The sequence below is a fragment of the Bradyrhizobium sp. USDA 4503 genome (assembly GCF_054055815.1).
Window position 1 is genome coordinate 1,374,756 of the sequence record NZ_JBSRXS010000001.1, and the last position, 18,558, is coordinate 1,393,313.

At 64.5% G+C, this 18,558-nt stretch carries 20 protein-coding genes and 1 pseudogene; 12 read left to right on the forward strand and 9 right to left on the reverse strand.

The features are described 5' to 3' along the window. Positions 1 to 47: 47 nt before the first annotated feature. The gene (hspQ, locus tag ACVMIH_RS06605; protein WP_021081543.1) at positions 48 to 380 is read right to left on the reverse strand and encodes a heat shock protein HspQ; all 333 of its coding nucleotides are present in this window, start codon (positions 378 to 380) and stop codon (positions 48 to 50) included. Positions 381 to 501: 121 nt separating this feature from the next. On the opposite strand from hspQ, the gene ACVMIH_RS06610 reads away from it, so the two are divergent. Then, positions 502 to 1,455, forward strand: coding sequence for an AEC family transporter (locus ACVMIH_RS06610; RefSeq protein WP_057018703.1), 954 nt, complete (start codon positions 502 to 504; stop codon positions 1,453 to 1,455). A 70-nt stretch (positions 1,456 to 1,525) separates the two neighbouring features. Here the strand turns inward: ACVMIH_RS06610 and ACVMIH_RS06615 are convergent, their stop codons facing one another. After that, positions 1,526 to 2,710, reverse strand: coding sequence for a UbiH/UbiF family hydroxylase (locus tag ACVMIH_RS06615; protein WP_057018702.1), 1,185 nt, complete (start codon positions 2,708 to 2,710; stop codon positions 1,526 to 1,528). Between the two features lie 132 nt (positions 2,711 to 2,842). Between ACVMIH_RS06615 and pcsA the strand changes: the two genes are divergently transcribed. From pcsA to ACVMIH_RS06630, 3 genes are all read left to right on the forward strand, one after another. Then, positions 2,843 to 3,571: a phosphatidylcholine synthase gene (gene pcsA, locus ACVMIH_RS06620; protein ID WP_057018701.1), complete on the forward strand. Its 729-nt coding sequence runs from the start codon at positions 2,843 to 2,845 to the stop codon at positions 3,569 to 3,571. Continuing rightward, positions 3,568 to 4,293 carry a TerC family protein gene (locus tag ACVMIH_RS06625; RefSeq protein ID WP_057018700.1) on the forward strand — a complete coding sequence of 242 codons (726 nt, stop codon included), beginning with the start codon at positions 3,568 to 3,570 and terminating at the stop codon, positions 4,291 to 4,293. Before pcsA ends, ACVMIH_RS06625 begins: the two co-directional genes overlap by 4 nt. Before the next feature lie 158 nt (positions 4,294 to 4,451). Further along, on the forward strand, positions 4,452 to 5,426 hold the full coding sequence (locus tag ACVMIH_RS06630) for a quinone oxidoreductase family protein (protein ID WP_050384723.1): 975 nt from the start codon (positions 4,452 to 4,454) through the stop codon (positions 5,424 to 5,426). Positions 5,427 to 5,565: 139 nt separating this feature from the next. Here ACVMIH_RS06630 and ACVMIH_RS06635 read toward each other — a convergent pair whose 3' ends face one another. Then, on the reverse strand, positions 5,566 to 6,762 hold the full coding sequence (locus ACVMIH_RS06635) for an acetylornithine transaminase (RefSeq protein WP_456861014.1): 1,197 nt from the start codon (positions 6,760 to 6,762) through the stop codon (positions 5,566 to 5,568). Positions 6,763 to 7,020: 258 nt separating this feature from the next. On the opposite strand from ACVMIH_RS06635, the pseudogene ACVMIH_RS06640 reads away from it, so the two are divergent. Further along, a pseudogene (locus ACVMIH_RS06640) lies at positions 7,021 to 7,242 on the forward strand (DUF3606 domain-containing protein). A 1,301-nt stretch (positions 7,243 to 8,543) separates the two neighbouring features. Continuing rightward, positions 8,544 to 8,729, forward strand: a complete 186-nt coding sequence (locus tag ACVMIH_RS06645; protein ID WP_456861016.1) for a hypothetical protein — start codon at positions 8,544 to 8,546, stop codon at positions 8,727 to 8,729. Here the strand turns inward: ACVMIH_RS06645 and ACVMIH_RS06650 are convergent. Together ACVMIH_RS06650 and rimO are read right to left on the reverse strand one after the other, a co-directional pair. Next, positions 8,706 to 8,879: a hypothetical protein gene (locus ACVMIH_RS06650; RefSeq protein WP_159109454.1), complete on the reverse strand. Its 174-nt coding sequence runs from the start codon at positions 8,877 to 8,879 to the stop codon at positions 8,706 to 8,708. The genes ACVMIH_RS06645 and ACVMIH_RS06650 overlap by 24 nt on opposite strands. A 101-nt stretch (positions 8,880 to 8,980) precedes the next feature. Next, the gene (gene rimO, locus ACVMIH_RS06655) at positions 8,981 to 10,306 is read right to left on the reverse strand and encodes a 30S ribosomal protein S12 methylthiotransferase RimO (RefSeq protein WP_456861018.1); all 1,326 of its coding nucleotides are present in this window, start codon (positions 10,304 to 10,306) and stop codon (positions 8,981 to 8,983) included. Positions 10,307 to 10,422: 116 nt separating this feature from the next. Here rimO and ACVMIH_RS06660 point away from each other — a divergent pair, with 116 nt between their 5' ends. From ACVMIH_RS06660 to ACVMIH_RS06670, 3 genes are all read left to right on the forward strand, one after another. Then, on the forward strand, positions 10,423 to 11,013 hold the full coding sequence (locus ACVMIH_RS06660) for an ANTAR domain-containing response regulator (protein ID WP_028332037.1): 591 nt from the start codon (positions 10,423 to 10,425) through the stop codon (positions 11,011 to 11,013). Then, positions 11,010 to 12,167: a CmpA/NrtA family ABC transporter substrate-binding protein gene (locus tag ACVMIH_RS06665; RefSeq protein ID WP_456861019.1), complete on the forward strand. Its 1,158-nt coding sequence runs from the start codon at positions 11,010 to 11,012 to the stop codon at positions 12,165 to 12,167. The genes ACVMIH_RS06660 and ACVMIH_RS06665 overlap by 4 nt, the downstream gene beginning before the upstream one ends. A gap of 342 nt (positions 12,168 to 12,509) precedes the next feature. Then, on the forward strand, positions 12,510 to 12,662 hold the full coding sequence (locus ACVMIH_RS06670) for a hypothetical protein (protein ID WP_016844408.1): 153 nt from the start codon (positions 12,510 to 12,512) through the stop codon (positions 12,660 to 12,662). A gap of 74 nt (positions 12,663 to 12,736) precedes the next feature. On the opposite strand, the gene ACVMIH_RS06675 is transcribed toward ACVMIH_RS06670, so the two are convergent. From ACVMIH_RS06675 to pxpB, 4 genes are all read right to left on the reverse strand, one after another. Then, positions 12,737 to 13,153, reverse strand: coding sequence for a hypothetical protein (locus ACVMIH_RS06675; protein ID WP_456861020.1), 417 nt, complete (start codon positions 13,151 to 13,153; stop codon positions 12,737 to 12,739). Positions 13,154 to 13,301: 148 nt separating this feature from the next. Continuing rightward, complete coding sequence (locus ACVMIH_RS06680; protein WP_057018693.1) at positions 13,302 to 14,075, reverse strand: LamB/YcsF family protein; 774 nt, start codon at positions 14,073 to 14,075, stop codon at positions 13,302 to 13,304. A 30-nt stretch (positions 14,076 to 14,105) separates the two neighbouring features. Continuing rightward, complete coding sequence (locus ACVMIH_RS06685) at positions 14,106 to 15,140, reverse strand: 5-oxoprolinase subunit C family protein (RefSeq protein ID WP_456861021.1); 1,035 nt, start codon at positions 15,138 to 15,140, stop codon at positions 14,106 to 14,108. Continuing rightward, entirely contained in the window at positions 15,137 to 15,868 is a 732-nt protein-coding gene (gene pxpB, locus ACVMIH_RS06690; protein ID WP_057018691.1) for a 5-oxoprolinase subunit PxpB, read from the reverse strand. The genes ACVMIH_RS06685 and pxpB overlap by 4 nt, the downstream gene beginning before the upstream one ends. 213 nt (positions 15,869 to 16,081) lie before the next feature. Here pxpB and ACVMIH_RS06695 point away from each other — a divergent pair, with 213 nt between their 5' ends. The 3 genes from ACVMIH_RS06695 to ACVMIH_RS06705 all read left to right on the forward strand — a co-directional run bounded on the left by ACVMIH_RS06695 (position 16,082) and on the right by ACVMIH_RS06705 (position 18,457). After that, complete coding sequence (locus ACVMIH_RS06695) at positions 16,082 to 16,780, forward strand: ribonuclease activity regulator RraA (protein ID WP_456861023.1); 699 nt, start codon at positions 16,082 to 16,084, stop codon at positions 16,778 to 16,780. A 23-nt stretch (positions 16,781 to 16,803) separates the two neighbouring features. Then, a complete protein-coding gene (locus tag ACVMIH_RS06700) occupies positions 16,804 to 17,208 on the forward strand; it encodes a (R)-mandelonitrile lyase (RefSeq protein WP_057018689.1) in 405 nt (134 codons plus the stop codon). A gap of 220 nt (positions 17,209 to 17,428) precedes the next feature. Further along, positions 17,429 to 18,457 (forward strand): IS110 family RNA-guided transposase, encoded by a 1,029-nt coding sequence (locus ACVMIH_RS06705; RefSeq protein WP_057016162.1) that lies wholly within the window; start codon positions 17,429 to 17,431, stop codon positions 18,455 to 18,457. Positions 18,458 to 18,558: the final 101 nt, after the last annotated feature.

Below are 18,558 nucleotides of genomic sequence, written 5' to 3' on the forward strand. Positions count from 1 at the left end.
GCGTGGCAGCGCGAACGCCGTGGCATTCGCCGGAGCGCCGCCGGACCTCAGTTCAGCGAGGGATTGCGCGGACGGTAGCCGCCCGATTTATCCTTGATGAAGATCTCCGCCACCTGCGAATGCCGGATCGGCTCGCCGGACTCGTCGGGCAAGAGGTTCTGCTCCGAGACATAGGCGACGTACTCGGTCTCCGAGTTTTCCGCGAGCAAATGGTAGAACGGCTGGTCCTTGTGGGGCCGCATGTCCTCGGGGATCGACAGCCACCATTCCTCGGTGTTGTTGAACTCCGGGTCGATATCAAAAATCACGCCCCGGAAGGAGAACACCCGGTGACGGACGATCTGCCCGATCTGAAACTTGGCGGTGCGCGCTTTGATCATGGCTCGTCGATAGACCAACATTGTGGCCGATGCTAGGGGCTAAGGTCCGAATTAACCCGCGCTTTACCGATTCCAGCCCTGCAAAAACGACCCGAAATCCGGCCGAGAAACTACTTTCAGAATGATCGATATCCTCAATCTGGCGTTGCCGTATTTCGGCTTGATCTTCATCGGTTATGCGTGCGGCAAGGCCAAGGATTTGCCAGAGAGCGGGCTCGCCTGGATGAATTTCTTCCTGCTTTACGTTTCGTTGCCGGCGCTGCTGTTCGGGATCATGTCCAAGACGCCGTTTGCGCAGCTGAACAACCCGCCATTTCTGATCGCCACCACGCTCGGAACCGTGCTCGCATTCTTCCTGGCGATGGTCGCGGGCAAGCTGATCGGCGGGCTCACGCTGCGCGAGGCGACGCTGGCCGGCCTGTCGGGCGCCTACGGCAATATCGGCTATATGGGGCCTGGCCTCGCGCTCGCCGTGCTCGGTGCCAAGGCGGCGGCGCCGACGGCGCTGATCTTCTGCTGCGACAGCATCTTCCTGTTCTCGATCGTGCCGCTGCTGATCGAGCTCACCGACCGCGACCATCCCTCGCTGCTGCACGCACTCGGCGTGGTGCTGCGACAGATCGTGCAGAACCCGCTGATCATGTCGGCGGTGTTCGGGGCGCTGGTCGCCGCGTTTCACATCCCGATCCCGGTCGCGCTCGATCGCACCATCCAGTTCCTGGAAAACGCCGCCGCGCCGACAGCGCTGTTCGTGCTCGGCATCACGGTGGCGCTGCGGCCGTTCGAGCGGGTGCCGTGGGAGGTCCCGGGCGTGGTCGCGATCAAGCTTTTGATCCATCCACTGCTGGCTTTCGGCCTGATGCTGCTGTTCGGCCCGTTCGCGCAGCCTTGGGCCGCGACAGCGGTGCTGATGGCTTCGCTGCCGCCGGCGCTCAACGTGTTCGTGATCGCGCGGCAGAACGACACCTGGATCGAGCCGGCGTCGGTCGCGGTGCTGATCGGCACCTTCGCCTCCGTGGTCACGCTGACCAGCGTGATGTGGTTCATCCAGAGCGGACGGCTGGTGTTTCCCTGATCGGCGCGCTTCTTATTTGACGCGTTTTCTTAACGCGAACCGGTACCCACTTCGCTCGAAAACGCTTTGCTCACCGCCGCCACGACGGAGCGAGGCCTTCGCGCATCGCCAGGCGCCGCAACGGGCCGAATGCGCCGAGCAGATGCAGGCCGGCAGCACGCGCCGTCTGCATGCCGAGGAAATCGCTCAGCAGCGATCGGTTGGCGATGTCGATCGCCCAGGTCCGGCTGGCGACATCGGGGCGCCGCGCCGCCTGGTAGCGCGACAGCACATTGGGCGCGCCGGGATCTTCGCCACCACCGATCGCCTGACCGGTGATCTCGGCGATATCGGCGGCATCGCGCAGTCCCATATTGAGGCCCTGCGCGCCGATCGGCGGCAGCACATGGGCGGATTCCCCGACCAGCGCGATCCGGTCCTTGGCGAATTGCCGCGGCCGTTCGATCGCCAGCGGAAACACGTGACGGCCGCCCTGGACTTCGATGCGACCGAGGATCGAATGCGATTGCCGCTCGGCGGCGAGCGACAATTCGTCGTCCCCGAGCGCCATCAGCCGTTCGGCCTCCTTGGGCGCCGAGACCCAGACCACGCTGCTTCTGACGCCGCTGAGCGGCACGAACACGCAGGGGCCGTGCTCGGTGTGGAACTCGGTCGAGATGTTGTGGTGCGGCCGGGTGTGGGTGACGTTGAAGGTGAGGGCGGACTGCCCGAGCTCGCGGCTTGTCACCTCGATGCCGGCGGCCTCGCGGGACAATGAATTGCGCCCGTCGGCACCGACCACGAGCCGGGCCTGAAGCGACTGGCCCTGCCGCGTCACCACGGTAACCGCGGCATCGTCCGGCCGCACCGAGGCGGCTTCATCGTCGAACCGCGTCAGCGCGGACATTTCGCCGGCGCGGTCCTCGAGCGCCGCGACCAGCGAGCGGTTGTCGATGTTGAAGCCGAATTGCTCGCGGCCGATCTCATCGGACGAAAAGCGCACCTCGGGCGCACGGATCAGGCGGCCGGTGTCGTCGACGAGGCGCATGGTCTTGAGCGCCGCCGCTCGGTCGCTGCAGCGCCGCCAGACGTCGAGCCGATCCAGGATATCGGTCGAGGCACCGAGCAGCGCGGTGGTCCGGTTGTCGGCATAGGGCGCGCGGCGCGCCAGCAGCGCAGTCCGCGCACCTGCGTCGGCAAGGGCAATCGCAGCCGTTAATCCGGCCGGACCGCCGCCTATTACGATAACGTCATAATCCAGCGAGCTGTCGGTCATATCAGGACATTTGACATGCTTGGCCCGATTTTCAAGCCATCGGTAACCACCAAGAGTCTCCAACGCTTTGCGCGGCGGAACGCCGCAAGACCGCATATGCAAACCGGTCCGATTCCTGATAGCACTCGGCCGATGGAGCATTCGAGCCAGCCCGATGCGTTGCCAGAACGGATGCGGACCGCCGCATTCACCGTTCATATTTTCACGGCGCTCGGCGCCGGGGTCGCGCTGCTGGCGATGCTGGAGGCGGTGCGCGAGCACTGGGCCAACATGTTCGCCTGGCTCGGGGTCGCGCTCATCATCGACGGGATCGACGGCCCGCTGGCGCGCCGGCTCGACGTGGTGCGGCTGCAGCCGAACTGGTCGGGCGAGGTGCTCGACCTGGTGGTTGATTTCGTCACCTATGTGTTCGTGCCGGCCTATGCGATCACCGCGAGCGGCATGCTGCTGCCGCTGGCGGCGCCGATCCTCGGCATCGGCATCGTGGTCTCCAGCGCGCTGTATTTCGCCGACCGCCGCATGAAGGCCGATGACAACCATTTCCGCGGCTTCCCGGCGCTGTGGAATGCGGCGGCGTTCTACCTGTTCCTGCTGCATCTGCCGCCCGTGCTGTCGACGATCGTGGTCGCGCTCCTGATCGTGCTGACCTTCGCGCCGTTCCACGTGCTGCATCCGCTGCGTGTGGTGCGGCTGCGCTGGCTGACGCTGTGGCTGCTCGGCGCATGGGCGCTGCTCGGCATGTACACGCTCGCCAACGATTTCGTGGTCGGAGCCCCGATCACCTTCGGTCTCTGCGCCATCGCCGTCTACATCATCGGCAGCGATACCGTGATCCGCCGGATGAAAGCCTTCAGAGCATGATGCAACTGATCACCAGCCCGGAAGCCTGGGCGGCGTTGCTGACCCTGACTGCGCTCGAGATCGTGCTCGGCATCGACAACGTGATTTTCCTGTCGGTGATCGTGTCGCGGATCCCGCCGGCGCAGGCCAAGCGCGCGCGGCAGATCGGCCTGCTGCTGGCGCTGGTGTTCCGCATTCTGCTGCTCTCGATCCTGGTCTGGCTGATCGGGCTGACCCAACCGGTGATATCAGTCAGCGACGTCGCGCTGTCGTGGCGCGACATCATCCTGATAGGCGGCGGCCTGTTCCTGATCGCGAAAGCAACCCACGAGATCCACGGCGAGGTCGAGGCGCGCGAGGGGGAAGCCGGCGACAGGCCGAGCGCCAGCGCGTTCTTCTGGGTGATCGTGCAGATCATCATTATCGACCTGGTGTTCTCGCTGGATTCGATCATCACCGCGATCGGCATGGCGCAGGACATCGAGATCATGATCGCGGCGGTCGTGATCGCCTGCGTCATCATGTACATCTCGTCGGGACCGGTGGCGCGGTTTGTCGCGGAGCATCCGACCACCAAGATGCTGGCGCTGGCCTTCCTGGTGCTGATCGGCGTGGCGCTGGTGGCCGACGGATTCAAATTCCACATTCCGCGCGGCTACATCTATTTCGCGATTGCCTTCTCGGCCGCGGTCGAGGCGTTCAACGTCATGGCCAAGCGCAACCGCAGGAAGCCGGCGCGCTGATGGGCATGATCTCCGCGCAAACGCTGCGCGTTTGTCGCGAGGGAAAGCCGGTTCGCACTTTTCCGGAACGTGCCGTAGCCGGTTCCGGCCCGCTTGGTTGACAAGCCGGCCGCGATGGCATTCGCTCGCTTGACGCTGATATTGAGGGGAGCGACGACATGACCAAGGCTGTGCGCGTGCACCAGGTGGGAGGCCCGGAAGTCCTGACCTACGAGGACGTCGAGGTGGGCGCGCCGGGGACGGGCGAGGTCCGGATCCGCCAGCATGCGGTCGGTCTGAACTTCATCGACGTCTATTTCCGCACCGGCCTCTACAAGGCGCCCGGCCTGCCGTTCATTGCCGGCAATGAGGCTGCAGGCGAGGTGTTGGCCGTGGGTCCGGGCGTGACCAATTTCCACCCCGGCGATCGCGTCGCCTACTACTACAATCTCGGCGGCTACGCGTCCGAGCGCGTCATCCCGGCCGACAAGCTCGTCAAGCTGCCCGACCATATCACCTACGAGCAGGGCGCCGTGCTGATGCTGAAGGGCCTCACGGTCTGGTATCTCCTGCACAAGACCTTCAAGGTCGAGCACGGCCATCGCGTGCTGATCCACGCCGCGGCGGGCGGCATCGGGCTGCTCGCCTGCCAATGGGCGCGGGCGCTCGGCGCGCATGTCATCGGTACCGTCGGCTCGAAGGCGAAGGCCGATCTCGCGCTCGCCAATGGCTGCGATCACGTCATCCTCTATAACGAGGAGAACTTCGTCGAACGCGTCAAGCAGATCAGCCGCGGCGAGCTCTGCGACGTCGTCTATGACGGCGTCGGCAAGACCACGTTCCCGGGATCGCTGTCCTGCCTCAGGCCGCGCGGTCTGTTCGTCTCCTTCGGCAACGCGTCGGGCCCGGTGCCGCCGTTCCCGCTCGCCGAACTCAATAACCACGGCTCGCTGTTCGCGACGCGGCCCAAGCTCAACGACTATGTCGGCACCCGCAAGGAATTGCTCGAAGGCGCCGACACGCTGTTCGCCGCCGTGATCAACGGCAAGCTGCACGTGCCGATCAACCACGCCTACGCGCTCAAGGACGCCGCCAAGGCGCATATCGACCTGGAGAGCAGGGCGACGACGGGCGCGGCGATCCTGCGGCCGTAATTCTCGCCGTCATTGCGAGCCACCCGGTCGGCGCAAAGCGCCGCCGGATGACAGGCTCCGCGAAGCAATCCACCTCTCCACCCGGGAAGATGGATTGCTTCGTCGCTTCGCTCCTCGCAATGACGAGGGGGGGAGGATCCTACGCCACCCGCCGTGCCGCGCCGACCTTGGTCAGCACCGTATCCAGGCAGTCGACGACAAGGGAAATCTCCTCCCGCGTCACGTTCAGCGCCGGCATGAAGCGCAGCGTGTCCGGCTGCGGCGAGTTGATCAGCACGCCGGCCGCAAACGCCTCGGCAACCACGGCCGCGCCGATCGGCATCTTCAGGTCGAGCGCCAGCAGGAGGCCGCGCCCCCTGATCTCGCCGAGTCCGTGCCGCGACGACAGCCGCTGCAATTCGCGCTCGAGCAAAAGACCGGCATCGACAACCGATTTCAGGAAATCGGGCTTTCCGATCTGATCGAGCACGACAAGCCCCGCGGCGCACATCAGCGGATTGCCGTTGAAGGTGCCGCCCTGATCGCCGTGATCGAAGCACGAGGCATGCTCGGTCGCGAGCAGGGCCGCGAGCGGCACGCCGCCGCCGATGCCCTTGCCGAGCGTCATGATGTCGGGCTCGATCCCGGCGTGCTGATAGCCGAACAGCTTTCCGGTCCGGCCGATGCCGGTCTGGATCTCGTCGACAATGAGCAGCAGGCCGCGCTGCTGGGTCAGCGCCCGCAACTCCTGCAAGAACTCATCCGTCGCGGGCCAGACGCCGGCCTCGCCCTGGATCGGCTCCAGCATGACCGCGACCGTCGACGACGTGATCAGCTTTCGCACCGACTCGATGTCGTTCAGTCTGGCTTTGCGGAAGCCCGAGACCTTCGGCTCGAACAGGGGCTCGAACGCCTTCTTGCCCGAGGCCGACATGGTCGCGAGCGTGCGGCCGTGGAAGCCGCCTTCGAAGGTGATGATCTCATGCGCGCCGTTCTTGTACTTCATGCCATATTTGCGCGCGAGCTTGATCGCACCCTCAATGGCCTCCGCGCCTGAGTTCGCAAAGAACACCTGGTCGAAGCAGCTGTTGTCGACCAGCAGCTTTGCCAGTTTCAGGCTCTGCTCGTTGTAGAACGCCGGGCTCGGCGTCAGCAGCCGTCTCGCCTGCGCCGCCAGCGCGTCGGCCACGATGACCGGGGAGTGGCCGAGGGGATTGACGGCCCAGCCCTGCACGAAATCGAGATAGCGGTTGCGGTTGCTGTCCCACAAATACGAGCCGGCGCCGCGTACGAACACGACCTCGGGGCGAGCGGTGATGTCCATCAGCGCATCGAACGGATGGGTAGCGTTGGTCATGTCGATCTCCTCTGGGGTCGGTGTTGGGAAAGGGCAGGCCGAAAAGCGAGAAGGCCGCGCTTGGGGGCGCGGCCTTCTCGAAAACCTCGGCTGATTTATAGGATCAGCGATGGCGTCGGACACGGCGCAGCCCAGCATCGTCGCGGGTGCGACGACGGCAGATGGCGCGGCGGTGGGTCCGGTTCAGCTTCATGGCGCAGGCCCATACAGCGAGAGGGGCGGTGGTGTCAAGCGCGGACAGCGCCTCATTCGACGGGCATAGCGCGGAAGCAGACCGCGCGCGGTCGCAAGCAGGACCGTGCGCGCGTCGCCGGCGGGTAGGATTACGAGGTGAGCTATGAGGCGAGGAAAACCCGGAAGTCGGCAGCATCGGTGAAGAAGGCCGTCAAGAAGGTCGGCAATAGCCGCAAGCGAGTTGAGCGCCGGCTCGGGTCGGCGATAAGGAAGACGTTAGGAACGGTACCTTCGATGCGTCGTTAGCAATGCGCCGCTCCTCGGCAGAGCGGCATTAGACGAATGAACGTGCCCCGGGTCTTGCCCCCGAAGACCCGGGGCACATTCGCGACCATCTCTATTGGGACCGTCGCTTGGGACAGGAAAAAGCGGCAATTTGTCTCGCCGAGATTCACACGAGTTATTTCCGGAACTGGATGTCGTTGGGATGATCCGGGCAAGAGGGCGCGTGATTTTCATTTCGTGTTTTTTCTGCCCTAGGACGACGACCGTTGCTTCTCGGTGAACAGCGGTGCGGCGATCCAGCTTGGCCCCTGCATGATCCGGATGCAGGGGCCTTTTTTATGAGTAGGAACGAAGCGCTTGCGGCCGCATTGTTCGCCCTGTTCGGTGCCGCACCGCTACCGGCACTGAGACGCCCAGCTGAACACTGGCCTCAGCTTTCGCAGCTGGGGCCCTTTCTATTGCGCGAATAGGGGTAATACGTCAGCCTCGCTGCAGACCGGCGAACTGAGAGGCCCTATTACATAAGAATGCTCGTCATCAGTGCAGCGAGCATCGTGGCGCTAAAGACCGCAACTCCTAGACAGACGCGCGCAGCCGTCGAATAGGAATCGAATTGGGGCTGGTTGATCATGGCGCGGCCTAGATCGGCGCTCGTGAACCTGGGGTCGTCAGCCACTCCGTCAGATTGGCTGGGGTCTCGCCTTGCCGGGCTCTCCTGAGCAGGGCTTCTTTTTTGCAGACGGAGAGAGTGCCTTGGCCTGCGAGCGCACGGCCTCGTCGGCTAGGCGTTCTTGCAGTGATTGGGTTTGCTTGAAACGACGCCGCTTGCTGGTCATGGCGTTGCTCCCTGCTGGTGTTGGGCCGGAGCGTTAAACCGGGCGATCTCATCACCGATAGTTGCCACTAGCCGTGCGGTGATGTTCCGTTAACGAACGGAAAGAAGCGGCGTTCCTACGGAGCGGAACCCCGCGCAGTTGCTACCGGCCCGCGTGCTGTTCTAGCCTTGTTCGCAGAAGCTCGAAGGTTTCGACCTGAATGTCTCAAAATGCGCAAGCCCGTCCTCGGGTGCCCGACGAGTTGGCCGGTGTCCTTCGGCAACTCACGAAGCGCACGGCAATCATCAATGCATTGCTTGCCTTCGTGGGTATAAGCGTGACCTTGTACGTCTACCTCAAGTTTCCAATTCCCTCGGAAATCATCCGTCATGGGCTCGATAGGTTCGGTAAGCCGCTTGAGCCTGAGAACGCTATATCCTACCTCTTCGTTTGCCCGATTTTCCTAGTTTGGCTTGTCTTGATGCCATTGTGGGAGCCAGGCAGGCAATGAGCATGACTGATGAAGCTGTCGCTAGGGGGCGCGAGACCTTTGCTTGGGTGCGTTGGGCAAAGCCGATCGAACCGTCCGTTCCATTTTATCAGTTGCTTTGCATTCTCGTCGTGATCTTCCAGATCCTCGTACTCAGCACAACTATCTTCCGTGATGTTTCAGCCGCGCTCGGCAGCTTCTGACGCGATTGTCGCGATAGCAGTCTCCTGCGCGGCCTCGCGCCGATAATCATCGGCGGCCTTCTTTAGCGCGCTCTTGATTTCCTCATCGGTGGCTTGGTCAGCGTGGCGCTCCGCGTTCTCGGCCTGCCTCAAAAGATCTGCTCGGCTCATCGTATTCCTCCTGGACCAACAATTTGTCGGCGACGCTTGAGTTCCGTCTAGCAACGGACGCCGTTTGGTATCCGGGGAGGTCTCGAAGGAGCGGACTGGAGCTAGAATCCGGCGACGCTGCCGTGCAGGTCGTACTGGTCGGAGCGCTCGATTTTGGCGGTCACGATCTCGCCGACCTTCAGCGGGCGGCGGCTGGTGAGGTAGACGGCGCCGTCGATCTCGGGCGCATCGGCCTTTGACCGGCCCTTCGCCACCGTGGGGCCAACCTCGTCGATGATGACCTGCTGGCGGGTGCCGACCTTGCGCTTGAGGCGCCTCGCGGAGATCTTCTGCTGCCGCGCCATCAGCGCATTCCAGCGCTCCTGCTTGATCTCGTCGGGTACGGCATTGCCAATCGCGTTCGACGCGGCACCGGCAACCGGCTCGTATTTGAAGCAGCCGAGGCGATCGATTTCCGCTTCATCGAGCCAGTCGAGCAGATAGGCGAAATCGGAATCGGTCTCGCCGGGGAAACCGACGATGAAGGTCGAGCGCAGCGTCAGCTCGGGGCACGCTTCACGCCATTTCTGGATGCGTGCCAGCGTCTTCTCCTGCGCAGCCGGGCGCTTCATCGCGCCCAGCACGTCAGGGCTCGCATGCTGGAACGGGATGTCGAGATAGGGCAGCACCTTGCCCTCGGTCATCAGGCCGATGACCTCGTCGACATGCGGGTAGGGGTAGACATATTGCAGCCGCACCCAGGCGCCGAGCTCACCGAGCTCCTTGGCGAGATCGAAGAATTTTGCGCGGACGCTGCGGTCCTGCCACGGGCTCTCGGCGTATTTCAGGTCGACGCCATAAGCCGAGGTGTCCTGCGAGATGACGAGCAATTCCTTGACGCCGGCCTTCACCAGCTTCTCGGCCTCGCGCAGCACGTCATTCGCCGGCCGCGACACCAGATCGCCGCGCAGCTTCGGGATGATGCAGAAGCTGCAGCGGTTGTTGCAGCCTTCGGATATCTTCAAATACGCGTAGTGCCGCGGCGTCAGCTTGACGCCCTGCGGCGGCACCAGGTCGATATGCGGGTTGTGCGCCGGCGGCAGCGCGCGGTGCACGGCGTCCAGCACGCTCTCATATTGCTGCGGCCCCGTGATCGAGAGCACGCCGGGATAGGCGCTTTCGATCTGCTCAGGCTCGGCGCCCATGCAGCCGGTGACGATGACCTTGCCGTTCTCGGCCATCGCCTCGCCGATCGCGGCGAGCGATTCCTGCTTGGCGCTGTCGAGGAAGCCGCACGTATTGACGATGACGATGTCGGCGCCGTCGTGCTTGCGCGCCAGCTCATAGCCTTCCGCGCGCAGCCGGGTGATGATGCGCTCGGAATCGACCAGCGCCTTGGGGCACCCCAAGGACACAAAGCTCACTTTCGGCGCGGCGGCCTCTTGCATATCTCTGATCTGCCTGATGAATGGGCAGGAGCTAGTCCCAATTGCCGAGAATTACAACCCTTTCCCGGCGCTTCCGGCATGATATGGATGCATCTGCCGGGCCTTAAGAGTTGTCGATGAGCGCTGAATCGTCTCCCAAGATCGTCATAGTCGACGAGAGCCCGATCCGAGCGGCCATCCTGGAAGAGGGACTGCGGGAGGCCGGGTATACGGATGTCGTGCATATCAGCGAGATGCAGAGCCTGCTCTCGCGAATCTATGCGCTCGACCCCGAGATCATCGTCATCGACCTCGAGAACCCCAGTCGCGACGTGCTGGAACAAATGTTCCAGGTCAGCCGTGCCGTCCGCCGGCCGATCGCGATGTTCGTCGACCAGAGCGACGCCGCCTCGATCCAGGCCTCGGTCGAGGCGGGCGTCTCCGCCTACATCGTCGACGGTCTCAAGAAGGAGCGGATGAAGCCGATCCTCGATCTGTGCGTCTCCCGCTTCAATGCCTTCGCCAAGCTGCAGGACGAGCTCGACCGCACCAAGCACGCGCTGGAGGAGCGCAAGGTGATCGACCGCGCCAAGGGCATTCTGATGAAGGTGAAGGGGCTGACCGAGGAGGAGGCCTACGTGCTGATGCGCTCGACCGCGATGCGCGAGAAAAAGAAAATCGGAGAGATCGCGCAATCAATCCTGACGGCGTCGGAGCTGTTGAAATGACCACACCATTGCGCATCGGGTTCATTCCGCTGGTCGACGCTGCCGCGCTGATCGTTGCCGTCGACAAGGAATTCGCGGCGGCCGAAGGCCTCGACGTCACGCTGGTGCGGGAAGTGTCGTGGTCGAACGTCCGCGACAAGCTCAATATCGGCCTGTTCGACGCCGCTCATCTGTTGGCGCCGGTGGCGATCGCCTCGAGCCTCGGGCTCGGTCACGTCAAGGTGCCGATCGCGGCGCCCTTCAACCTCGGGCTCAACGGCAATGCCATCACGGTATCGCCGGCGCTGCACGCCGCGCTGATGGAAGAGATCGACGGCGACCGCTTCGATCCGATGGCAACCGCACAGGCGCTCGCCCGCGTGGTGGCCAAGCGGCGCAAGAGCGGGGCGGAGCCGCTGACCTTCGGCATGACCTTCCCGTTCTCGACCCACAATTACCAGTTGCGGTTCTGGATGGCCGCCGGCGGCGTCGATCCCGATGAGGATGTCCAGCTTGTGGTGCTGCCGCCGCCTTACATGGTCGACAGTCTCGCCAACGGTCATGTCGACGCGTTCTGCGTCGGCGCACCCTGGAATTCGATCGCGGTCGATCTCGGCATCGGCCACATCCTGCACTTCGTCTCCGACATCCTGCTCAGCGCGGTGGAAAAGGTGCTGGCGGTGCGGCAGAGCTGGTCGGAGAAGCATCCCGACATCGTGGCGGCGCTGGTGCGTGCACATCTGCGCGCCGTGGAGTTCATCGAGCGGCCCGAGAACCGGTCCGAGGTCGCGCGCATCCTGGCGCAGCCCGAGCGGATCGGCGTCGATGCCAGCGTCATCCAGCGCACGCTCGATGGCCACCTGAAGATTTCGCCCGACGGCACCATGCGCGAGAGCAATCGCTATTTGCTGGTCGGGCGCGAGGCGGCGGCGCGGCCTGATCCGGGGCAGGCGGCCTGGCTCTATGCGCAGATGGTTCGCTGGGGCCAGGCGCCATACCGGCCGGAAGCGCTGAAGACCGCCATGGCCGTGTTCAGGCCCGATCTCTACGACGCGGCATCGGGTCGCCCGGCCGGCGCCTCCAGCGCCATCGGGGCGTTCGCCGGCCCGCCTTTCGACCCGAGCGACGTTCCGGGCCATCTGGCAGCGTTCAAGATCGGGCGCTGGAAGGCCTGAGCGCGACGCAGCGGCCGCGTCAGGCGGCACGTGCACGACCGGTGCGTCTTGTTGCCGGGACAAGGATGGGCAACAGGCGCGGCGGCGGCAGCGGCTTCGGCTATCGACCTCCGGCTACTTTGCATGGGGTTGTTTTCGAGATTTTCGGTTATCGCGGGACTGGCGCGGGTTCCCGACGCCTCGAATTGCGGCGAATAGGATTCTCGGCCGAGCGCGCGGGAAGGAATATTCCTCTCGGAACCGAGTTCCCGAAGGCGGCGGCATCGCTATTTTTGCCGCCCGCTTGAATCCGGGCGCGAACGATATTCCATATGTCCGAGAATGGGGCGTTGGAGATCGACCATGCGCGAGCTATCGGCGGAGGCCCGCCTGCACCTTTACGCGCGTAACATTTCACGGAAGTCCGGGACCGGAATTCACACGGCGGCGCTGTACAGCGCCTTTGCGGTGATCGCGGCCATCGTGTTCGGCACGCTGTCCGTGCACCCGTTCTGAGTCCTTCGGAAAATTCAAAAGCCGCCGTCTGATGTCCTCAGGCGGCGGCTTTGTGTTGGCTGGATGCTGACAGCTCAGTAGCCGTAACCGCGACCATATCCGTAGCCGTAGCCGCCACCGCAGGTGCTGCAGGTCTGCTGAACCGGCGCGTAGTAGGAATAGCCCGGCGAGACCATCTGCACGCGCTCCTGGGTGGCGTATTGCGGCGGAATGCGCTCATAGGCGACGCCTTCGGGCGCGACCATCACCGTCCTCGGCACCATCACGGTGCGATACTGTGCCGGCGTGCGATGCGCGACGACGCGGCCCGGCGCCACCATGACGGTCTCCTGCACCGTGCGATACTGCGGCGGCACGCTCTGCACCTGATAGCAGGTCGTGCACGGCTGCGGCGGCGGCGTAAAGCAGCTGTAGCAGCCGGCGGATGCCGCGCTGGTGAAGGCGGCGGTGGCAACCGCGGCAATGGTGAGGGAGAGGCTGGTGCGGAACATGCTTTCGTACCCAATTTCCTAAGAGGACAATCAAAGGCTCGGAAGCTGCACCTAACAATCAAACGGCAAGTTTGGGTTTAAGAAGACTCTTAACGGAATCTAAAGGGCCGGCACGGCGGCCGGCCCTTTTTTGATCGATGTTCGCGGCTTAGTGCGCGGTCTTGAACGGCGCAACGGTGATGCCCGCCTGCTTCAGCGCCTCGCGCAGGCCGCGCGCAATCTCGACGGCGCCACGCGTGTCGCCATGGATGCAGACGGTATCGGTCTGCATCTTGATCACCTTGCCGGTGACCGAGACGACCGCGCCGTCCTGCACCATCCGCACCACACGATCGGCAATCGCCTTGGGATCGTGCAGCACCGCGCCGGGCTTCTTGCGCGACACCAGGTTGCCGTCGTCCTCATAGGCGCGGTCGGCGAACACCTCATGCGCCATCCGCAGATTCGCCGCTTCACCTGCGCGCACCAGCTTCGAGTTGGCGAGCACCACGAAGATGAGATTGGGATCGACTGCCTTGATCGCATTGGCGATCGCTCGTGCCGTCATGTCGTCCTCGCAAGCGACGTTGGAAATCGCGCCATGCGCCTTCACGTGGGTGACCTTGTGGCCGGCCGCGGTCGCGATCGCCTGCAGGGCGCCGATCTGATAGGCGATCAGGTTCTCGATCTCCGAGGACGTCAGTCCCGGCATCGGGCGGCGGCCGAAGCCGTGCAGGTCGCGATAGCCGGGATGGGCGCCGACGCTGACGCCGCGCGCTTTCGCCAGCTCGACCGTCTTGCGCATGATGTCGGCGTCGCCGGCATGAAAGCCGCAGGCGACGTTGACCGAGGTCGCAAGCTCGATCATCGCGGCATCATTGCCCATTTCCCAGGGGCCAAAGCTTTCGCCGAGATCGCAATTGAGGTCGATAGTTGAAGTCATGACGATCGATCCGTCTGTTGTTGTACAGATTCAGGGTAGCGCAACTTGCCAGGTCGACACATCGACGGCGTTGACGGCCTGACCCGCGACATTCGCATCCCGCAGCGCTTCGATGTTGAGGCCAAAATCCTCAGTGCCACGGAGGCGGTCGGGCAGGGAACGCAGCAGCTCGTGGAACTTGATCGCCTCGGCCTGCGCTTCCGCCATCGTCACCGCCCTGAAGCGGAACGGCCGGCCGGCCGAGATCTGCGCGAAGCGACCGAAATCGGCCGTGATCACGGTTGCGATCTTCGGATAGCCGCCGCTGGTGCCGCGGTCCGGCATCAGCACGATCGGCTGCCCGTTGCCGGGCACCTGGATGCTGCCGTTCACGGTGCCGTCGGAGACGATGTTGTGGCCGTCGAGATGCTTGATGGCGGGACCTTCGAGGCGATAGCCCATGCGGTCGCTGGTCGCCGAGATCTTCCACTCGCTGTCGACCAACAGCTTCTTGTGGTCCTCGGCGAACTCGTCGTCCTGCGGGCCGAACAGGATGCGGATCGGCGCATCGGTCGCGGCCGGCAATTCGATGCGGCGTTCGGGCGCGCCACTTGCGGCCTGCGTCGTCAACTCGTCGCCGCTTTGCAGCGGCCGCGGGTAGGGGCTGCCGAGCCCGGCGCGGGCGTTGACGGCGAGGCTGCCGAACATCGGCTCGCCTTCGATGCCGTGCTCGATCGCGAGATAGCTGAACGAGCCGCCGCGGGCGAAGCCGAGATTGAGCGTCTCACCTTCGGCGAGCGTCGCCGAGCTGTCGAACGCGACTGGCCGGCCGCCGATATCGGCATTGCGCGACGCGCCGGCGAGGGCGACGCGCACCGCGCCCCCGCGCGCGGTGAAGCTGGCGCCGAACGGGCCGATCTCGACCGCGGCGGCGAACAGGTCGTTGCCGACCAGCGTGTTGGCGGCCGCCAGCGAAAGCCGGTCCATCGCGCCGCTCGGCACGAGACCGTAGCGCTGCGAGCCCGGACGACCAGCGTCCTGCACCGAGCTCGCCGGGCCGATCGAGCTGACGACGAGCTTGCTCATGGCGTCACCAGTTCGGCGACGAACTCGCCGGCCTCGGCGGCGCGGTCCTGTTCGGCAAAGGTCTTGGCGTCCACCGCCGTGAAGGTGATGGCGTCGCCCGGCTCCAGCAGAAAGGTCGGATCGCGATGCAACTGGTAGGTTCGCACCGGGGTGCGGCCGAGCAGGTGCCAGCCGCTCGGGCCGGCCAGGCACTGCACGCCGGTCTGGATGCCGCCGATCGAAATGGTGCCGGCCGGGGTCAGGAGCCGCGGATCTTTGCGCCGGGGCATGTGCAGGAACTTCTCCAGTCCGCTGAGATAGGACCAGCCCGGCGTGAAGCCGATCATGGCGACGCGATAGTCGCCGGCGACATGGCGCGCCACGATCTGGTCGGGCGTGGTTTTGAGCGCCTTCGCGACGTCCTCGAGATCGATGCCGTGCTCGCCGCCATAGGTCACCGGGATGCGCCAGCGCCGCGTTCCGGTCTCGGTCGGCGGCGCCTTGGCGGCGCGTGCCAGCAGCTGCTCGCCCAGCGCATCGAAAGTAATCTGCACGGGGTCGTAATGCACCAGCAGCGACCGGTAGGTCGGCACGGTCTCGGTGATGCCGGCAATCGGCTCGGCAGCGATGACGCGGTCGAGCGCCAGCACCCGCCGGTTGGCGGCGTCGTCGATGGTGCGGCTGAATTCCACCGTGATGGCGCTGTCGCCACTCGGCAAAAGGCGGGGAGGACTTAAGGGGTCGGCCATTGGGTGAAGCGCTGTTCGTCAACCATCAAGCTAGCGTGTTTCGAGATAAAACGGAATTCGCTTCGTGCAAAATGATGCAGCAACTTCAATAAATTAATCGGCATGCCAGTGATAAATCTGGATGATCGCAGCTTTTTCGCGCAGCCCTTGACGCAAGGCCTTTGCCCGGCAACATGCGCCGGTCTTTTCCTCCCATCGGAGCAAGCTTTCCAGATGTCACTGTCCGCCGAAGCGATCGCGACGCTGTCGCACGTGTCCACCGCCACCATCACCACCGTCCTGCTCAAGAAGGGCCTGCGCAACATCTGGATGCGCGGCACCAAGCCCTTGAAGCCGGAGCAGAAGCGGCTGGTCGGACCGGCCTTCACGCTGCGCTTCGTGCCCGCCCGTGAGGATCTGGCGACGCCGGAATCCTGGTCGTCGCCGATCTCGACCCGCACCGCGATCGAGGCGATGCCGGCGGGCTGCATTGCCGTGGTCGATGCCATGGGCATCACCGATGCCGGCATTTTCGGCGACATCCTCTGCGCCCGCATGGCCAAGCGCGGGGTGATGGCGCTGATCACCGATGGCGTGGTGCGCGACGTCGAGGGCGTGCTCGGCACCGGCCTGCCGGTGTGGTGCGACGGCTACGCGGCTCCGCCGTCAGTTGCAGGTCTCACCTTCGTCGGCTGGGGCGAACCGATCGGCTGTGGCGGCGTTGCCGTATTCCCGAACGACGTGGTGGTGGCCGACCAGGACGGCGCGGTGCTGATTCCGCAGGCGTTCCTCGATCACGTGCTGGCCGAGGGGCCGGAGCAGGAACGGATGGAAGCCTGGATCGTCAACGAGGTGAACAATGGCGCCCAGTTGCCCGGCCTGTATCCGATGAATGCCGAGACCAAGGCGCGCTACGCCGCGACCAAGAAATAACGTCAAGAAAGGGAGGTAACCCCATGGACATCCACGTTTCCGGCTCGCGGCCGACCCGCCGCGCGCCGAAGGAGAATTTTACCGGCACGGTGTTGCAGGACCCGATCAACATGGCGCCGGCGCCGGCGCGGCTGAACGCCTCGCGCGTGTCGTTCGAGCCCGGCGCACGCACCGCCTGGCACACCCATCCGCTCGGACAGACGCTGTATGTGATCTCCGGCATCGGGCGCGTGCAGGCGAAGGGCGGCCCGATCAGGGAGATCCGCCCTGGCGACGTCGTCTGGATTCCGCCGAACGAGAAGCACTGGCACGGCGCCTCGCCGGACAACAGCATGACCCACATCGCCATGCAGGAAGCGCTCGATGGCGTCTATTCGACCTGGATGGAGCACGTCACCGACGAGGAATACAACGGCAAGGTCCGCTGAGCAGCCGTAGCAGTTTGAAAGATGAAAGCCCCGCTCGTCAGGCGGGGCTTTTGATTTTATGAGACCGTAGATGGGGTAACGGGCCGGCCGCCCGCTCGCTACGGCGCAATTTGGAAGCGCGCTCGCGAGCGGCCTGTTGGTTGGAAGGCGGTCGTCCCTCAAACTGATGGTGTTCAACGGAGTCGGGCAAGCCCGCTCCAAGCATCATTAAGGGACGACCATGTACCACTATGCAGGAATTGACGTGTCTTTGGAATGCTCGAGCGTTTGCCTTGTCGATGGGACAGGCAAGATTTTGCGCGAGACGAAGGTTGCGAGCGAGCCGGCGGCGCTGATCGCCTGGTTCCGGTCGCTGGGTCTGGTACTGGAACGGATCGGGCTGGAGGCAGGCCCCTTGTCGCAATGGCTGTATGCGGGTCTGCGAGACGCAGGGCTTGCGGTCGAGCTGCTGGAAACGCGGCACGTTCGCGAAGCCTTCAAGTCGATGCCGGTGAAGACGGACCGCAACGATGCCCGCCGGATCGCGCAGTTGATGCGGCTCGGCTGGTTCCGGCCGGTGCACTGCAAGTCGGTCGCGGCGCAGGAGACCCGCGCCATCCTGACGGCGCGCAAGCTGCTGCAATCCAAGCTTCGCGATGTCGAGAACAGCCTGCGCGGCATACTTCGCGGTTTTGGCCTGAAGGTCGGTGCGACCACCGAGCGCACGTTCGCCGGACGCATCCGCGAGCTCGTGACCGGCCATCCCGGACTGGAGTTGGTCGCGGCGGCGCTGCTCCAAGCCCATGCGGTGCTGCTGCGGGAGTTCAAGAGCCTGGACAAGCACACCCAGAAGCTCGCCAGGACGCATCCATCCGCCAAGCTCCTGATGACAACGCCGTCCGTTGGTCCGATCGTGGCGCTCACCTATGCCGCGGCGATCGACGACCCGAAGCGCTTCCGCTCCTCGAAGGCCACGGGAGCCCACTTTGGGCTCACCCCGAAGAAGTACCAGTCCGGTGAGACCGACTACACCGGCCGCATCAGCAAGATCGGGGATGCCTCCGTGCGCGAGGCACTCTACCAGGCAGCTCACGTCATGCTGACCAAGCCGGTCAAGAATTGCTCGGCATTGAAGAGCTGGGCGATGCGGATCGCCCGGCGCGCAGGCATGCGCAAGGCCAAGGTAGCGCTGGCTCGCAAGCTCGCCGTGATCCTGCATCGCATGCTCGCCGACACCAAACCGTTCAACCCGATGACCAAGGCCATCTAGCCAGGAGCAGCAATCGGTTCCGGGCGGGCCACGACACCAGGCTCTCCCCGAGCGAAGTCCCTCCGCTGGGACGATGGATCCGGTCAGGCCGCCATCCGGGA

Excerpts from the sequence above, each read along its gene's own strand:
- ACVMIH_RS06635 (WP_456861014.1), bottom strand. The coding sequence starts at position 6,762 with ATGACCAACGCTACCCATCCGTTCGATGCGCTGATGGACATCACCGCT.
- ACVMIH_RS06685 (WP_456861021.1), bottom strand. The coding sequence starts at position 15,140 with ATGAGCAAGCTCGTCGTCAGCTCGATCGGCCCGGCGAGCTCGGTGCAG.
- ACVMIH_RS06645 (WP_456861016.1), top strand. The coding sequence starts at position 8,544 with ATGAGCATGACTGATGAAGCTGTCGCTAGGGGGCGCGAGACCTTTGCT.
- ACVMIH_RS06700 (WP_057018689.1), top strand. The coding sequence starts at position 16,804 with ATGGACATCCACGTTTCCGGCTCGCGGCCGACCCGCCGCGCGCCGAAG.
- ACVMIH_RS06665 (WP_456861019.1), top strand. The coding sequence starts at position 11,010 with ATGACCACACCATTGCGCATCGGGTTCATTCCGCTGGTCGACGCTGCC.
- ACVMIH_RS06660 (WP_028332037.1), top strand. The coding sequence starts at position 10,423 with ATGAGCGCTGAATCGTCTCCCAAGATCGTCATAGTCGACGAGAGCCCG.
- pcsA (WP_057018701.1), top strand. The coding sequence starts at position 2,843 with ATGGAGCATTCGAGCCAGCCCGATGCGTTGCCAGAACGGATGCGGACC.
- pxpB (WP_057018691.1), bottom strand. The coding sequence starts at position 15,868 with ATGGCCGACCCCTTAAGTCCTCCCCGCCTTTTGCCGAGTGGCGACAGC.
- ACVMIH_RS06705 (WP_057016162.1), top strand. The coding sequence starts at position 17,429 with ATGTACCACTATGCAGGAATTGACGTGTCTTTGGAATGCTCGAGCGTT.
- ACVMIH_RS06695 (WP_456861023.1), top strand. The coding sequence starts at position 16,082 with ATGTCACTGTCCGCCGAAGCGATCGCGACGCTGTCGCACGTGTCCACC.
- ACVMIH_RS06670 (WP_016844408.1), top strand. The coding sequence starts at position 12,510 with ATGCGCGAGCTATCGGCGGAGGCCCGCCTGCACCTTTACGCGCGTAAC.
- ACVMIH_RS06625 (WP_057018700.1), top strand. The coding sequence starts at position 3,568 with ATGATGCAACTGATCACCAGCCCGGAAGCCTGGGCGGCGTTGCTGACC.
- ACVMIH_RS06650 (WP_159109454.1), bottom strand. The coding sequence starts at position 8,879 with ATGAGCCGAGCAGATCTTTTGAGGCAGGCCGAGAACGCGGAGCGCCAC.
- ACVMIH_RS06675 (WP_456861020.1), bottom strand. The coding sequence starts at position 13,153 with ATGTTCCGCACCAGCCTCTCCCTCACCATTGCCGCGGTTGCCACCGCC.
- ACVMIH_RS06630 (WP_050384723.1), top strand. The coding sequence starts at position 4,452 with ATGACCAAGGCTGTGCGCGTGCACCAGGTGGGAGGCCCGGAAGTCCTG.
- hspQ (WP_021081543.1), bottom strand. The coding sequence starts at position 380 with ATGATCAAAGCGCGCACCGCCAAGTTTCAGATCGGGCAGATCGTCCGT.
- ACVMIH_RS06680 (WP_057018693.1), bottom strand. The coding sequence starts at position 14,075 with ATGACTTCAACTATCGACCTCAATTGCGATCTCGGCGAAAGCTTTGGC.
- rimO (WP_456861018.1), bottom strand. The coding sequence starts at position 10,306 with ATGCAAGAGGCCGCCGCGCCGAAAGTGAGCTTTGTGTCCTTGGGGTGC.
- ACVMIH_RS06615 (WP_057018702.1), bottom strand. The coding sequence starts at position 2,710 with ATGACCGACAGCTCGCTGGATTATGACGTTATCGTAATAGGCGGCGGT.
- ACVMIH_RS06610 (WP_057018703.1), top strand. The coding sequence starts at position 502 with ATGATCGATATCCTCAATCTGGCGTTGCCGTATTTCGGCTTGATCTTC.